The sequence below is a fragment of the Pseudofrankia coriaricola genome (assembly GCF_001854805.1).
In the GTDB taxonomy this organism is placed as follows: Bacteria; Actinomycetota; Actinomycetes; order Frankiales; family Frankiaceae; genus Pseudofrankia.
On sequence record NZ_MBLO01000264.1, the window covers coordinates 1 to 15078 of the forward strand.

10 protein-coding genes and 2 pseudogenes are annotated in these 15078 nt (G+C 73.8%); 4 read left to right on the forward strand and 8 right to left on the reverse strand.

Annotation, left to right across the window (positions count from 1 at the left end):
* The 4 genes and pseudogenes from BCD48_RS40600 to BCD48_RS40615 all read right to left on the reverse strand — a co-directional run.
* Positions 1–383: pseudogene (locus BCD48_RS40600) on the reverse strand (hypothetical protein); the annotation flags it as partial.
* A gap of 6 nt (positions 384–389) precedes the next feature.
* Entirely contained in the window at positions 390–1448 is a 1059-nt protein-coding gene (locus BCD48_RS40605) for a glutamate ABC transporter substrate-binding protein (RefSeq protein ID WP_241842370.1), read from the reverse strand.
* An 11-nt stretch (positions 1449–1459) separates the two neighbouring features.
* A complete protein-coding gene (locus BCD48_RS40610; protein WP_241842371.1) occupies positions 1460–2818 on the reverse strand; it encodes a GlnX family signal transduction membrane protein in 1359 nt (452 codons plus the stop codon).
* A gap of 239 nt (positions 2819–3057) precedes the next feature.
* The gene (locus BCD48_RS40615) at positions 3058–3903 is read right to left on the reverse strand and encodes an SDR family oxidoreductase (RefSeq protein WP_071053728.1); all 846 of its coding nucleotides are present in this window, start codon (positions 3901–3903) and stop codon (positions 3058–3060) included.
* Between the two features lie 209 nt (positions 3904–4112).
* Between BCD48_RS40615 and BCD48_RS40620 the strand changes: the two genes are divergently transcribed.
* Both BCD48_RS40620 and BCD48_RS40625 read left to right on the forward strand, forming a co-directional pair.
* Complete coding sequence (locus tag BCD48_RS40620) at positions 4113–4772, forward strand: TetR family transcriptional regulator (RefSeq protein WP_071053729.1); 660 nt, start codon at positions 4113–4115, stop codon at positions 4770–4772.
* Between the two features lie 162 nt (positions 4773–4934).
* On the forward strand, positions 4935–5972 hold the full coding sequence (locus tag BCD48_RS40625) for an alpha/beta fold hydrolase (RefSeq protein WP_071053730.1): 1038 nt from the start codon (positions 4935–4937) through the stop codon (positions 5970–5972).
* Positions 5973–6096: 124 nt separating this feature from the next.
* Here BCD48_RS40625 and BCD48_RS40630 read toward each other — a convergent pair whose 3' ends face one another.
* From BCD48_RS40630 to BCD48_RS40635, 3 genes and pseudogenes are all read right to left on the reverse strand, one after another.
* Complete coding sequence (locus BCD48_RS40630) at positions 6097–7206, reverse strand: TolB-like translocation protein (RefSeq protein WP_071053731.1); 1110 nt, start codon at positions 7204–7206, stop codon at positions 6097–6099.
* Between the two features lie 170 nt (positions 7207–7376).
* Positions 7377–7556 (reverse strand): annotated as a pseudogene (locus tag BCD48_RS47995) (response regulator transcription factor); the annotation flags it as partial.
* Between the two features lie 19 nt (positions 7557–7575).
* Entirely contained in the window at positions 7576–9165 is a 1590-nt protein-coding gene (locus tag BCD48_RS40635; RefSeq protein ID WP_083419963.1) for a CoA transferase, read from the reverse strand.
* A 67-nt stretch (positions 9166–9232) separates the two neighbouring features.
* On the opposite strand from BCD48_RS40635, the gene BCD48_RS40640 reads away from it, so the two are divergent.
* Both BCD48_RS40640 and BCD48_RS40645 read left to right on the forward strand, forming a co-directional pair.
* Positions 9233–10537 (forward strand): citrate synthase, encoded by a 1305-nt coding sequence (locus BCD48_RS40640; RefSeq protein WP_131804213.1) that lies wholly within the window; start codon positions 9233–9235, stop codon positions 10535–10537.
* Positions 10538–10655: 118 nt separating this feature from the next.
* The gene (locus BCD48_RS40645) at positions 10656–11876 is read left to right on the forward strand and encodes a CaiB/BaiF CoA transferase family protein (protein ID WP_083419964.1); all 1221 of its coding nucleotides are present in this window, start codon (positions 10656–10658) and stop codon (positions 11874–11876) included.
* Positions 11877–11970: 94 nt separating this feature from the next.
* On the opposite strand, the gene BCD48_RS40650 is transcribed toward BCD48_RS40645, so the two are convergent.
* Positions 11971–14703: an FHA domain-containing protein gene (locus BCD48_RS40650; protein ID WP_071053733.1), complete on the reverse strand. Its 2733-nt coding sequence runs from the start codon at positions 14701–14703 to the stop codon at positions 11971–11973.
* Positions 14704–15078 lie beyond the last annotated feature (375 nt).

Consider the following 15078-nt stretch of genomic DNA (forward strand, 5'->3'; position numbering starts at 1 on the left):
CTGGCGGTGCCCGCGCTGGCGGTGCCCGCGCTGGCGGCGTCACCGCCGACGGCCGGCGGTGCCGGCGGTCGTGGCTGCGACGCGCGGTGCAGGAGGACCTCCAGTTCCGCGATCCGGCGCGGGCCCAGCCAGGACCGGTCGCCGCGCAGCGTCTCCGCCTGGCGGATCACGCCGGACAGCAGCAGGTGGCGCTCCCACAGCCAGTCGAGCCGGGCGCGCACCGCCCTGGAGCGCTCGGCCGTGGCGCCGGTCCGCGCCGCCGGGTCGAGCAGGGCCCGGTTGGCGTCGGTGTCGAGCTCGAGCAGCGCGGTGGCCAGCCCGGCCGCGCCGGCGCGCAGCTGGTCGAGTGTCCTGTCCAGCGCGGACAGCGACCCGGGCGCCATCACGCCTCAGTCCCGGTAGAGCGCTGTGGGCGGCGAGGGCGGTGGGTTCAGCGGTGGGTCGACCGACCCCAGCCAGGTCTGCGCGATCTCGTCCCAGCGCCCGCTCGCCACGACCCGCGCGAGCACGCCGTTGACGAAGCGCGTCAGGTCGGGATGGTCGAGGCTTACCGCCACCGCGTCCGGCTCGGTGTCCAGGACGCCGCCGACGATCTCTGTCCGCGGGTCCTGTTGCACCATGCCGATGAGGATCGTGTCGTCGGTCGAGATCGCCTCCACGTCGCCGTTCTGCAGCGCGAGCAGGCAGTCGCCGTCGCCTGGCAGGCCGACCGGGATCGGGTTCGACGCGGCGTCGGCCACGTGCTGCAGCGAGGTGGTCCCCGCCGCCGAGCAGACCTTCTTGCCGCCGAGGTCCTCGATCCCGTGGTAGGGCGAGCCCTTCAGGACGAGCACCCGGGCATTGGCCTCGTAGTACGGCACCGAGAAGTCGACCTGGGTACGCCGCGCGCAGTTCGTCGTCATCGTCGCCACGATGATGTCGGCCTCGTTTTTCTGGATCACGGGGATGCGCTCGGAGTTGACGAGCGCCCGGAACTTCAGGTGCGCCTCGTCGGCGCCGTCCGGACCGAAGATGGCCTTCGCGATCTCCTTGGCGATGTCGATGTCGAAGCCCTCGAACTGCCCCCCGTCCGGCCCCGCGGCCAGGTTGATCGAGCCGAACGGCGGTGCGTCGGACAGGACGCCCACCCTCAGGTAGCCGCGGTCGGCGATTTTCTCCATGTAGCTGCCAACGGGCATCGCGTTCGGCGCGGGCATGACCGCCGGCGGGCGCCGGCTGACCCTCGGATCGCCGCAGTCCGGGGCGGGGGCCGGCGAGGACGTCGTGGCCGGGGCGGTGCCGGGCGCGGTCGTCAACGGCAGTGGGCGGCCGGCGTCGGCCAGCGGGCTCGTGACCGTCCCGCAGCCCGCGACCAGCACGGCGACCAGGGCCGAGCCGAGAGCCGTGCGCACGCCCGCGCCCATGCGCCGCGGGTGACGGACAGGACGGAGCTGACGCCCGCGCGTCATGGGTCGCCGCCTCATCGGTACTCGTTGATCCGTGGCTGGATGCCGGCCAGCGCCGCCGCCGCGGCCAGCACCGACAGCACGACGACGACGGCCTCGAGGCCCCTGAGCCGGTCACCCGCGGCCGAGAGCCGGTCGTCGAATCGCTGCTGGCTCGCCTTCAGCGCCGCCTCCGCCGCGTCGTCGAACCGTCCGAAGGCGGTCGTGCCGTCGCGCAGCGCGAGGTCCCGCGCCTGGTTGAACTCGCCGGGCTTCTTCACCTGGTCGCGCACCGTGTTGCTGGTGGCCTGGTAGCCCCTCCACAACACTTCGAGGTCGCCGTCGCGGAGGCCTTCCCCGTTCTGGTAGGCGGTGATGGTCGGCAGCACCCCCGAGCCCGTCGGGTCGCCCTCCGGGGTGTAGCCGAGGCGCGTGGCGACGGCGTCCGCGTCCGCGTCGAGGGCCGCGCCGTCGCCGCGCGCGATCAGCGACAGGCTCTCGTCGCCCCAGGCGCGCAGGCCGAGCACTCTGGCCTGGGCGATCTCGGACATCGGGACGAAGCCGTGGTCGCGGCCTTCGAGCATCCGGGCGCGCTCGGCCGAGAAGGCGCCGAGCGTGACGGCGAAGGTCACCAGGACGCAGGCCGTCGCGACGAGCAGCCCAAGGTTGAGCCACCGGTGGGTCCGCCGGAAGAGCCACACCTGGACACCGGCCAGCGCGGCCAGGGTGACGACGCCCGCGACCGAGACCAGCACGAGGTGGGTCGAGGACGTCGCCCGCCGGTACCCGTCGTCGACCTGCTGGGCGCTGCTCGCGGCGAGACTGTCCGCGGCCGGCAGGATCGTCTGCTGCATGAGCTGGGACGCCTTCTGCAGGTACGCCCCGCCGACGACGTTTCCCTGCCGGTTGTTGGCGCGGGCCTGGCCGATCAGGCCGGTGTAGGCCGGGATCTCGCGGTGCAGCGTGTCCAGCGCGTCGCCCGCCGCGGGCGAGCCGCCCGCCCTGGCCAGCGCGAGCAGCTCGCCCTCGGCCGCGCCGATGCTCTCGTCGTAGGCCCTGCGCTGCTCGGGCGGTTCGACCGGGCCGGCGAGGACGGCGCTGGCGATCGTGGCGTCGGCCTCCGACAGGTCGGCGTGCAGGCGCTGGGCGGCGGCGAAGGCCGGGGCGGCGTCGGCGCTCACCGCGTGGACCGCGTCGTCGCGGACGAGGACCGCGGCGAAGGCGGCGGCCCACAGCAGGGTGATGGCCGCGACGAGCGCCACGGACACGATGCGCAGGAGGCCGGGAGTCGTCCTGGCCCTCGCCCGCAGCCAGACAGCCGCCTCCCGCGCCGGACCGGTCAGCCGGTCGGTGGCGCTGACGGGCGTCGGCGGAGACGCGGTGGCCAGGGTCACATTTGTGATCTTAGGTCGGCCGGGATGGACCGGTTCGAAACCTGACAACTAGCTGACAGTGCGTAACGCGTCGGAAACAGTTCCCTCCGTGGTCTTCCCACGTCGCGCCGTGTTTCCGGAGTGGCGCCGCGTGGCCGCCGCGGCCCGCGCCGGGCTCCTGGCACAACGCCGGCCTGGACGCACGCGTCGAGTGCGCATGTGGCGAGTCAGCGCCGAGCCGCGGCGGGTGCGCGACCGGGCTACCCCAGTTTCGGGGCCCCGGGGCCCCGCAGCGCGGCGAGGACGCCGCCGTCGACGAGGACGTCGATGCCGGTGACGAAGCGCGCCTCGTCGGAGAGCAGGAAGGCGACCACGGCGGCGATCTCGTCCGAGGTCCCCTCCCGCGCGCCGAGCGGGGTCGCCTTCACCATGGCGGCCATCGTCGTGTGCTCGGCGGCCTCCTGGCGGCCCTGCGGGGTGTCGATGAGGCCGGGCGAGAGCGAGACGATGCGCGCTCCCAGCGGGCCGAGCCGCACCGCCTCCCGCTGGACGAACCGGTGCACCCCGCGCTTGGCGAAGGTGTAGGCGACGCCGGTGTCCTCGGCCGCCGAGCCGAGAGCCTCCTGGACACGGTCGAGGAAACGCGGGTCGAGCGGCTCGTCGATCACCGGGTCGATGGCCGGGTGCGGGCCGGGGCCCGCGAGGTGCGCGGCCAGCGACGCGAAGCACACCATCGCGCTTCCCATGGTGAACAGCGGGCGCAGCGCCTCGGTCAGCAGGGCGGTGCCGACGAGGTCGACGGTGAAGATGCGGCGCCAGTCCGCCATGGTCGGCGAGATGCCGGCCACGTGCGCGACCGACCGCAGCGTGCCGAGCTCGCCGACGCGCGCCGCGAGCCGGCCGAGGGCCTCGGCGTCGGTGACGTCGGCGACGAACGGCTCGACGCTGGCCCGGTGGCCCGCGGCCGCGAGGTCGGCGGCGGCCGCCGTCACGGTGGTCTCGTCGCGGTCGACGAGCACCAGCGCGTCCACCGTGTCCGCGAGCCGCCGCGCGCAGGCCAGACCCATGCCCCGGCCCGCGCCGGTGGCGATCCCAACAGTCGTCATTAGAGCGTGCTATCGGAGTCTTGACGTCGCCGTCAAGAATTGCGAGCCGTTCCGGCGTCATCGTCTGGCGCCATCGTCCCGACTCGCCCCGTCCCTCACGGCCCCCACCGCGCCGGGCCAGGTCGACCGGACCTGGGCTCCGTGGCCGCGGACGGATGTTCGCGCGGTGTCGGCTGGGCTAGGCTCGGCCTTCCGGAGGTGATAGGGGCGTGGCAGAACGACGCGCGGGGCCGAAGCGGTCGTTGCTGGTTCAGGAACGGTCACGCGACACCAGGCGGGCCATCGTCAAGGCGGCGCTCGACCTGTGGGCACAACGCGGGTACGAGACCGGTATCGACGAGACGACCGCCGAGGAGATAGCCGCCCGCGCCGGTATCTCGAAGGCCACCTTCTACTTTCATTTCGCGCGCAAGGAAGACATCCTCCTGGAAACAGGCTGGCTGACCGCGCGGGTCGCCTACGAGGACGCGCGGCGTGACCTCGCCGGGAATCACACCGTCGACGAAATCCTCGCCGGGCTGGTGACGGGCATCGGCCGGCGGGTCGAGAAGGTGCCGCGGGTCGCGGTGCGCCGGATGCTCGCCGCACAGAACGTGGGCAACGCCTGTTACCAGACGAAGGCCGGGGAGCGGTTCGGGTTCGAGCGGGCGTTCGAGGTCGTGTTCGTCCACGCCCGGGAGACCGGCGAGCTTCCCGAGCACGTCGCCGCGCGGTCGTTGGCGCTCATGCTGACCTCGCTCGTCATGGACGCGGTCCGGGACTGGGCGCTGGCCGACCCCGCCGACCTGTGCGACGTGCTGCGGGAACGCGCCGCCCTGCTGCTCGCCGGCGCCCGCAACCTGTCGGTCGCGCGGCGAGCGGCGGGATAGGCGAGCGGCGCGACAACCGTGCCGAAGGCGGCCGGTCACGGCGCGGCGGGCCACCACGCGCGAGGCCCCCGCGGCGGCCCCCGCCGGCGTCTGAGCACCTGTTCCCGAAACGGCGCGCGTCTCCCCGACGCACGCGCGTCCCCGACACAGAGGAGGAGCGGGATGACATCCACGCGGCTTGTGGACCTGAAGGCCGCCGTCGCGGCCGCGGATGGCGCCGAGGGATGGCACATCGCGGCGAGCGTCCACCTCCCGGCGGACGAGGCGCTGGCGGCGGGCCCGCCGGTGCTCGTCCTGATGCCGGGTGGCGGGTACAACCGGCACTACTTCGACCTGCCGGCCCCGGGATTCAGCCAGGCCGGACACCACGTCTCGCGCGGGACGGTCGTCGTCGCGATCGACCATCTCGGCGTGGGGGACAGTACCGAGCTGCCGGGGGAGATCACGACCCTGCCGACGGTCGCCGCGGCGAACCACGCCGCGGTCGTGACGATCCTCGACCGCATGCGGGCCGGCTCTCTGGCCGAGGGCATCCCGCCGTTCCAGCCGGGGGCGGTCGTCGGCGCGGGGCAGTCGCTGGGAGGCCATGCGCTCGCCGGCATGCAGGCCTACCACCGCACCTTCGACGCCGTCGCGATGCTCGGCAGCAGCATGGCGGGCACGAACCTGCCGCTGCGGCCGGGCCGCACCGTGCCCGTCCCGGACGGTGCGACCGCCGAGCAGGCGACGCTCGCCCGGATGGCCGGCGCCGACTGGGCCTGGATCTTCCACTGGGAGGACCCGGACGCCGCCACCGGGCCGCTCCCGCCGGACGGGGGCGATGACGAGCGCGCCGCCCTCGCCGCCCTCGTCGCGGCTGACATCGCCGCCGGGGTACCCGCCCGCCGCACGCCCCCGCCGTGGGGCACCGCCGCCTATCCCGGTTTCAGCATGGAGCTGATGATGCCCGGGGCGTTGGCCGAGCAGGTCGCCCTCATCGACGTCCCCGTCCTGCTCGCCTCGGGCGAGCGCGACGTCTGCCGCCCTCCCGCCGAGGAGATCGCCGGCTTCAAGGCCGCCACCGACCTCTCGGTCTTCGTCGTCCGCCGGATGGCCCACATGCACAACTTCGCCCCTACCCGCGCCACGCTGTGGGCCCGCCTCGACGAGTTCGTCAGCCACGCCGCGTGCGGCCTCACCGGCCTCACCGGTCGCGACTGACGCCCTGCCGATGACCGCGCCGCGCCGCGGTCATGACAGGGAGCTGTTACGCGGACGGTTTCCACGCCATGAGGAGCTCGGCCGGGCGGTAGACGGCGACGAGGCGATGCCTGGCGCGGCGTGACTACCAGGCGGCGGCCTGGAAGCCGGAGGCGAGGGTCGTCGGCCGGGCGCCGTCCTGGGAGATCTGGAGGTCGGCTCCGGACAGGTAGAGCAGCCAGTGCCCGTCGGCGCTGACGGACAGGCTGGTGTGCCCCCGGTCGGTCAGGCCGACCGCGACCTGGCGGATCTGCCGGCCGCTCGCCGGGTCGATCTCCGACATGTCCACCGACGTCGTCTTCGGGGGATACCCGTCGCAGCACTGCCGCACCGCGAACAGGTGCCCGTTCGGCAGGAAGACGGCCTCGCTGTAGTAGTAGTCGTGCGGGTCGACGCCGGCCAGCGGCACGTCGGTCGAGCCGTCCTCGCGGAAGTAGGTCGTGTCCGTCGACGGGTTCATGAGGGCCAGCCGCCAACCCTCGTTGTCCTGGACCGCGGTGATCGACACGGCCAGGCGGGCACCGTCCGGCGACCAGGACAGGTGGCTGATCGGCGCGGGCAGCCCTGACTCGGCGACCTCGGGCGGCATCGGGTACTGCCAGGTCTTGCGCGTCGCCAAGTCGAGGACCACGACCCGGAAGCCGGCGGCCACGTTGCCGCTCGGCGGAAGGCAGTCGCTCGTGGTGGCCATGATGTACTGCACGGCATAGGCGAGGCGGGTGCCATCAGGGTTCAGCGCGGGCGCGCTGCCCTTCGACGCGACCTTCGTCGGGGCCCCGCCGTCGGTGCCGGCCCGCCAGATCTCGTGCTCGCAGCCGGCGCCGACCTCGTAGTACACCGTCTTGCCGTCGGGGGTGAGCGCCACCGCGTCGCCGACGACGCCGGCCTGGCGCAGGGTACGTACCGTCTGGCCGGTCCCCGGGTCCAGCCGCACGAGCGCGCCCTGGGTGGTGACGGCCACGAGCGTGCCCGGCCGCGCGGGCGCGCCCGCCGTGCCCTGGGCCGTGCCAGCGGCGGCGGTCGTGGCGATGCCGGCCGACGGTGCGGGTGACGGTTGGTCCGCGCCGGAGCAGGCGGCCACGCCGGCCGTCGCCAACGCCGCGGCCAGGGCCAGGGCGGGCCGCGGGCGCGCGCCCGCGAGCCAGCGCCGCCGCCCGTACCCGGCAGGGATGACTCTCGGCGTCGTCGACCCCATGGTCTGTCCTTTCGCCACCGGCAGGCTCGCTTTCATGGCTGGCGGGCTCCGTCGTCCCCGACGACATTTTGCGACCGCCATGCCCTTTTTCTGGCCGATGGTTCTGTTTTCGCGGCCGACGGGCCAGAATGTATCGCCCGGAACGAGGCGGAGCCGCGGTGCCGGGTGCCTTATCGGCTTTCTGGCATCCCTGGACGCTCCTCGGGGGGTCCAAGGCCGGACTGGTAGGCGACGACGACGAGCTTGGCGCGGTCACGGGCTTCGAGCTTGGTCATGGTCCGCTGGACGTGGGTGCGCACGGTGAGCGGGCTGATCGAGAGGAGCCCGGCGATCTCACCGTTGGGATGACCGGGGCCGAGCCCGCGGGGCTCACCGCGGCAGCCACACCGGAGCGTGCGAGCCGAGCGGGCCGGCGGGCTCGGCCAGGTCGGGCGCCAGGCCGTCGATCGCTCCCGGGACGGGCACGCCCCGGCCGTCGCCCCAGGCGGTCCGGACCGGTTCTGTGTCGTCCGGCGAGAACCGCGGCGCCGGGACGGCCAGGCCGTCCGGGGCCGGCAGGGACATAAGGACGTTCGCTGTGCCGACGAGGGACGCCGTGACCAAGCTGGCCTCGCCTGTGCGCGCGAGGCGGTGCACAGCGCGTAGGACCGCGGCGGCCAGCAGGTAGCCGGTGCCGTGGTCGAGGGCCTGCGCGGGCAGCGGTCGTGGCGCGTCGTGACCGGCCGCGGCGGCGCCGGCCGCCGTGATGCCGCAGCTCATCTGGACCAGGCTGTCGAAGCCGCGCCGGGTCGCCCAGGGCCCCGACCACCCGTAGGCGTCGAGGCGGGCGACGACGAGGTCGGGGTTCGCGGCCAGCAGCTCCCGCGGCCCGAACCCGAGCCGGTCCAGCGCGTCGGAGCGCAGCCCGCACACCAGCACATCGGCGTCGGCCACCAGCGCGGCGAAGGCGGCCCGGCCATCGGCCGCACGCAGGTCGAGGGCGGCGCGTCGCTTGCCGGCCGTCATCACGGGCAGCAGTGCCGGTACCTCGGCGAACCCGACCGGGTCGATGCGGACGACGTCGGCCCCGTAGGCGGCGAGCCACCGGGTCGCGACCGGTCCCGCGATCACCCTGGTCAGGTCGAGGACCCGCAGGCCGGCGAGCGGGCGACGTGGGCCGGGCTCCCCGCCGGCGCCGCCGGAGCGGCCGGAGCGAGGCCCGCCCGAGTCGCCGGGCCGCCGCTGCGCCCAGTTCGGGGAGCCAGCACCGGTCGCGGGCCGCGGCTCGAGTCGGACGAGCGGCTCCGCGGCGCCGGCCGCTCCCGGTTCGGACGCGAGCCAGGCGATCCGGTCGCGCTGGACGGCCGCGCAGCCGCCAGCTCGCGCCACCGCCGTCTCGAGGTCGTCACCCGGCCACCCGGCCACGACCGCGGTGACGGTCGCGCGGTCGACGGCGCCGCCCCCGCGACCGGTCAGCCCGAGTACCCGCTCGACGGCCTCGCGGTGGTGGCGGTAGTTCGTGTGCAGGCGGATCCAGCCATCCGCCGTCCGGTAGTCGCCGGCGATGGGATCCCAGATGGCCTGGCGCTCCCAGCCGACCGGCGTGAACAGTGACTCGGCGAGGAACGCGGCGCTCGCCGCGCGCCGCTCGACCGTCACCGCGCGCGCGTCGCGGCCCTCGATCAGCGCGAGAAGGTCGGCGATGGCCAGCGCGGCCACGGCGACGGCCGCCGACGCGAATCCGGTGACGTCGAACACCGACGGCAGGAAGCCTTCCGGACCCTGGACGCGGATCTCGGCCGGCGGCGTCGACGGGTCGTCGCCGACGGCCTCCCACAGCCGACCGACCAGGGCGGCGAATCCGCCGGATCCGTCGAGGCCGGTGGGATCGAGACGGCCTCCACCCGTGTCAGCCCGCTCGCCGAGCCGGGGCCCGTCCGGGTTTGTCTCCGAGGTCGCCAGTTCGTTGGCAGGGTGCATGACGGAAGTCTGATCCGGTGAAGCGGTCCCAATCAACGTTGATTATCGTCAACCTATGGGCCGGCTCATGACCGCGCGCGCGGCCGCCGAACGACTCGGAGTGGATGTCCGGACGCTCTACGCGTACGTCAGCCGCGGCTCGCTGACCCGGGCGGGGATCGACGAGAAGCGGCGTAGCCTCTACGACGCGGACGAGGTCGAACTGCTCGCCCGGCACGGGCGGCCCCGCACGCACCGGCGCTCCCGCGCGGGGATCGACGTCGCGGTCGGCTCGGCGGTGAGCACGATCGAGCCGGGACGGATCTCCTACCGCGGGCATGATCTCGGCCGGCTGCTCGCCGACGAGACGCCGTTCGAGGACGTGGCCGAGCTGATCTGGTCCGGCGGGGCGGCCGACCGGGCGCCGTGGTCCCTGCCCGCCGACATCCGGGCGGCCGCCACCGTCGCTGTCGCGAGCCTGGGCGAACAGGTCGGCCCGCTGGCGCGGATGGCGGTCGCCGTGGCGGCGGCGGCGCCGCTGCTGCGGGGGCCGGTCGGTGACCTCGAGACCGGGCGGCGCCTCGTCGCGCTGCTTGCCGAGTCAGCTGGCGGCCCCGCGAGTGGGTCGGAAACGCCCGACGGATCGCCGGCGGCCGGGAGCGTGGGGCCGTTCCGCTGGGGCGGGCGAGCGCCAGGCGGCCGGCCGGGCGAGCGGGAACCGCCTTCCGGTGAGGCGCGGGTCGGGTCGGGGCTGTCCTCGGACGGCGCGCGGGCCGAACCGTTCCCGCTGGCCCGCGGGCTGTGGGCGCGGCTGTCGCCGCTGGCGTCGACGCCGCCACGGGTCCGCGCGCTCAACCGGGCGCTCGTCGTCCTGGCCGACCATGAACTGGCGACGTCCACCCTTGCCGCCCGCATCGCCGCGTCCGTCCGGTCCGACCTGCCCGCCTGCGTGCTGACGGCCCTGGGCACGCTCGACGGCGAGCTGCACGGGCGTGTCTCGGACCTCGTCCATCGGCTGCTGCTCGACCTCGCGGAGCCGGGTCTCGCGGCCCCCGACCTCGCGCCGCTGCGGCGGCTCGCCACCGTGCAGCCCAGCCACCTGGGTGACGATCCGCGCACCGCGCCGCTGCTGGAGGCGGTCCGGAGGATGGCCGGCGCGGCCGAGCGCGCGACGATGGACCAGTTCCTCGCCCACGCGCGCGACAGCGGCGCGCTCTCGTCCGTCGATGTCGCACTGGGAGTGCTGTGCTACGTGGGCCGGCTGCCGCCCGGCTCGGCCCCAGCGATCTTTGCCACGGCCAGGTGCGTCGGCTGGGTCGCGCACGTCCGGGAGGAGTTCGAAGAACGTCCGCTGCGCTTTCGCGGGCGGGCCGTCGCCCGCCCGGAGGGCTGACCGTGGCGCTCGTGCCGAGGATGCCATCCCGTGACGAGGAGATGGCGTCCGTTCGACCACCTCGGTGATACTGAATGAGCGGTTACTTTGCTGTTGGCCTGGCTGAGAGGGTTCGACCTTGCCTGATGTGGCTCCGCTGGCCGGAGTGCGGGTGCTCGAGGTCGCCACCCACGTGTTCGTGCCGATGGCCAGCGCGGTACTCGCAGAATGGGGCGCCCAGGTCGTCAAGGTGGAGCATCCGACGACGGGCGACCCGTACCGGGCGCTGACCACCGTCGGTCTGCACAACGTCTACCGCGGGGTGGACCCCTTCTTCCAGTCCGCCAACCGGAGCAAGCGGTCGGTGGGCATCGACCTTGGGCACCCCGACGGCCGCGCGCTGCTCGGGCGGCTCCTCGCCGACACCGATGTCTTCGTGACGAGCCTGCGCGCGGACGCCCGCCGCCGGCTGCGGGTCGACGTCGACGACGTGCGCCTCGATGCGCCATCGGTCATCTACGTGCGCGGCACCGCCTTCGGCGCCCGCGGGCCGGACGCCGACCGCGGCGGCTACGACACGGGCGCCTACTGGGCGCGCAGCGGGATGCAGCACCTGCACACCGCGCCGGACGAGTGGCCGGGGCCGCCGCGCCCCGCCTTCGGCGACCTCGTCGCGGGCCTGGCGCTCGCCGGCGCCGTGAGCACCGCCCTCTACCGGCGCGCGACGACGGGCGAGCCGTCGGTCATCGACTCGTCGCTGCTCGCCGCGGGGCTCTGGCAGATCCAGCCCGACGTCGTCAACGCCCGGCTGGACGCCGCGGGCCGCACCGGTACCCGGGTCGACCGGCACGCTGCCTGGAACCCGCTGATGCTCACCTACCGCACCGCCGACGACCGCTACGTCGCGTTGATGATGCTCTCACCCGACCGGCACTGGCCCGGCCTGTGCGCCGCGCTCGGGCGCCCGGAGCTCGCCGTCGACCCGCGGTTCGTGGACCTGGACGCCCGCCGCCGCAACGCAGCTGCCTGCGTCGAGGAGCTCGACGCCCTCTTCGCCGCGCGGCCGCTCGCGGCCTGGCGGGCGGCGCTGGCGGGGTTCGCGGGGGAGTGGGCGCCCGTGCAGACGCCGCGGGAGGTCCACGACGACCCGCAGGTGCTCGCCAACGGCTACGTCGCGGACGTCGAGATGGGCGCCGGGTTCGGCCTGCCGATGGTGACCACGCCCGTGCAGTTCGACGGCAGGCCCGGCCAGCCGACCCGCGCGCCCGAGCACGGCGAGCACACCGAGGCCGTGCTGCTCGAGCTCGGGCTGACCTGGCAGGAGATCACGGAGCTGAAGGAGCGCGGCGCCGTCCTCTAGCGCGTCCCCTGACGGCACGGTCGTGCAGGGGCGCTGCCCCGTGTGGGACGGCGGGCGCCCCGGGTTGGCCAGGCGCCCACCGCGCGTGGCTGGTTCAGCGGTTGCGGGCGCGGCGCGGGTCGAGCCGGCGCAGCAGCAGGGCTGTCACGATCAGGGCGACGAGGCCGATGGCCGCCACCCCGACCAGGTCGCCGAGGTAGGCCGACGCGGTGTGGTTCCACAGGGGGTCGGGTTTGACGTCCGGGTTCTGCTGGCTGCCGGCCATCTGGATGACGTTGAGATCGGACGTCGACGCCGCCGCGGCGTAGCCCCACCGCCCGGGGAACAGCCAGGACAGCTGCTCCAGGCCCTTCGCTCCGGGCAGCACCAGCAACGCCCCGGTGAACACCAGCTGCGAGATCGTCAGTACGACCAGGAAAGGCATGGTCTTGTCCGCGTTGTCCACCAGCGCGGAGACGATCAGGCCCACCATTGTCGAGGCGACCGCCGTGAGGCCGACGGCGATGAGCATCTCCGCCCACGCGGCGTGCTTGAACACCGCGCCCTCAGGTGGGAAACGGGTGACCAGCGCGATGCCCGTCAGCAGGACGCCCTGCAGCCCCGTGATCAGCGACAGCACGACGACCTTGGAGCCGAGGTAGGCGGTGGTGGACAGGCCGATCGACCGTTCTCGGCGGTAGATCTCCCGTTCCTTGACGAGCTCGCGGACCGAGTTGGACATGCCCATGAAGCAGGCCATCAGGATCAGTACGAGCAGCGCCCGCGGCGCGTCCAGGTTCGGTTTACCTGTGTCGGGCAGTGCGAAGCCGGCGGATGTCTTGATCGTCCACGGGATCACCCCGAGGACGATCGGATAGGCGATGAGCAGCCGCAGGTAGGACTTGTCGGAGGCGATGACCTTCATATATCGCCGGGACAGCGTGACCAGCTGGGACAGCACCGACTGCTGGCGGATGCTCGGCAGTGCCTGGGGCTCCGGCCGCGCGAACGGCACGACCGCCGAGCCCTTCATGAACAGGTCCGAGGACCGGAAACGGTTCGCGAGCGCCTTGGCGCCCTTGTTCGTCTGCAGAACGCGGAAGGCGTCGGCCCAGTCGGCCTCGTCGAAGAACTCCAGCGCGTGCTGCGGCGGGCCGAAGTAGGCGACGTGGCCGCCCTTGGCCAGCACCAGCAGGTAGTCGCACAGGTTCAGCTGGGCGACGCTGTGGGTGACGACGACGACCGTCCGCCCGCCGTCGGCGAGGCGGCGCAGCGTCTCCATGACCTCCTTGTCCAGGCCCGGGTCCAGGCCCGAGGTCGGCTCGTCGAGGAAGAGCAGCGTCGGCTGGGTGAGCAGCTCCAGGGCGACGCTCGTGCGCTTGCGCTGGCCGCCCGACAGCTTGGAGACCTGCCGGTCGGCGAGGTCACCGCCGCTCGTCGCGGACCCCGCCTCGTCGTCGTCGTCGATGAAGCGCAGCTGCGTCGCCTCGGCGGCCACGAGCCCGTTCGGCCCGCCGGCCCCGCCCGAGCCCCGGTTCGTGAGGCTGAGCTCGGCCAGCACCTCGTCGATCCGCCGGCGGCGCTCCTCGCTGGTCGTGTCCGCGGGGAAACGCAGCTTGGCGCCGTACTCGAGCGCCTGGCGCACGGTCAGCGAGGTGTGCAGGATGTCGTCCTGCGGCACGTAGCCGATCCGGCGGCGCAGCTCGTCGTACTCGGTGTAGAGGTCACGGCCGGCGTAGCGCACCGTGCCGACGTTCGCTGGGCGGAAGCCCGTCAGCGCACCCAGCAGTGTCGACTTGCCCGCGCCACTCGGGCCGATCACGCCCAGCAGGGACCGGGCCGGCAGCTTGAACGTCAGGTCGTGCAGCAGGCGGTTCCCGTCGCGGTCGACCGAGACGCCGTCGACCTCGAACTCGACGTCGCCGGTCTCGATGTGCTCGGCCAGGTGCTGGTCGGCCACATAGAACATGTGGTGGCCGATCGCGATCACGTCGCCGGGGCTGAGAACCGCCCGGTCGATGCGCTGGCCGTTGACGAACGTCCCGTTCGCCGAGCCGAGGTCGACGATCTGGGCGCCGCCGCGGCCGACCAGCAGCTCCGCGTGTTCCCGGGACGCCAGCAGGTCGTTGACCACGACGTCGTTGGAAAGGCCCCGGCCGATCGACATCCGGCCCATCCGCAGCGGGTGCGTGCGGCTCTGCCCGTCACGGTCGTCGGCGTCGTCCCAGCCGGCCGGCGGCAGGACCGGGCCCATCTGCTGGCCGCGGGGGAACAGCGTCGGCCGTTCGGACCAGGGATCGTCCTCGTCCGGCCGCTGGGGCTGGCGGGGAGCTCGCGGAGGCGCGGCGGGTGCGGCGGCTGCCCGCGGTGGCGGGGTGCCCGCCCGCGCGGCGGGAGCGGCCGGCGCGGCCGCGCTCCCGTTCGCCGGCCTGGCGGGGGCCGCGGGCGTCAGGCGCGGCGGGTTCTCGACCACCGCTGGCCGTGGCGCTGGCCTGTCCACGAGGACCTCGCCGCGCGCCGCGGGAGCGGCGCGCAGGTCGGTCGGGGCGGTCGGCGCGGACGCCAGGGCCACCACGACCTCCGGGCCGTCCACCGCGCCAAGCTGGAAGCGGCACTCCTCGTGGATGCGCACCCGGTGTACGCGCCGGCCGGTCACCCATGTCCCGTTCGTGCTGATGTCGACGGCGGCCCAGCCGTCCGGCGCGGGCTCCAGCAGCAGGTGACGGCGCGACACCTTGGTGTTCGCGACCACCAGGTCGCAGGCAGCCGCGCGGCCCACGACGAAGGGCCGGTCGGGCGGCACGGAGACGACCTGGCCGCCGACGCTGATCGTCAGTCCCTCGGCCATGGCGTTACGAGGCCACGGACCGGGCAACCGGGAACACGTCCGGCACCGCGACTGACCACCGCATGGCGGGCGCGCCAGGCCCGCTTACGCCCGCGAACTGGTACCGGCCACCGGGCCAGCTTTTTGCATACGGCATTGCCGTCCCCCCTCACACCACCGACCCGGGGACCGTCGGGTCGCTCCCATGCTGGCGTGACAGGACCCCGAGCACCATCATTTTCAGGGTTTTCCCCGATCTGTCATACATGCGACAGCCGCGCCCTCGTCGACGAGCTCTTCTCTAGAGGGCCAAAGGGTGTGCGAAAATGATCTTCCTTCGCACGCCCGGCGGCCGTTGTCCCCAGGATCACTAGAGGGCCAAAGGGTGTGCGAAAA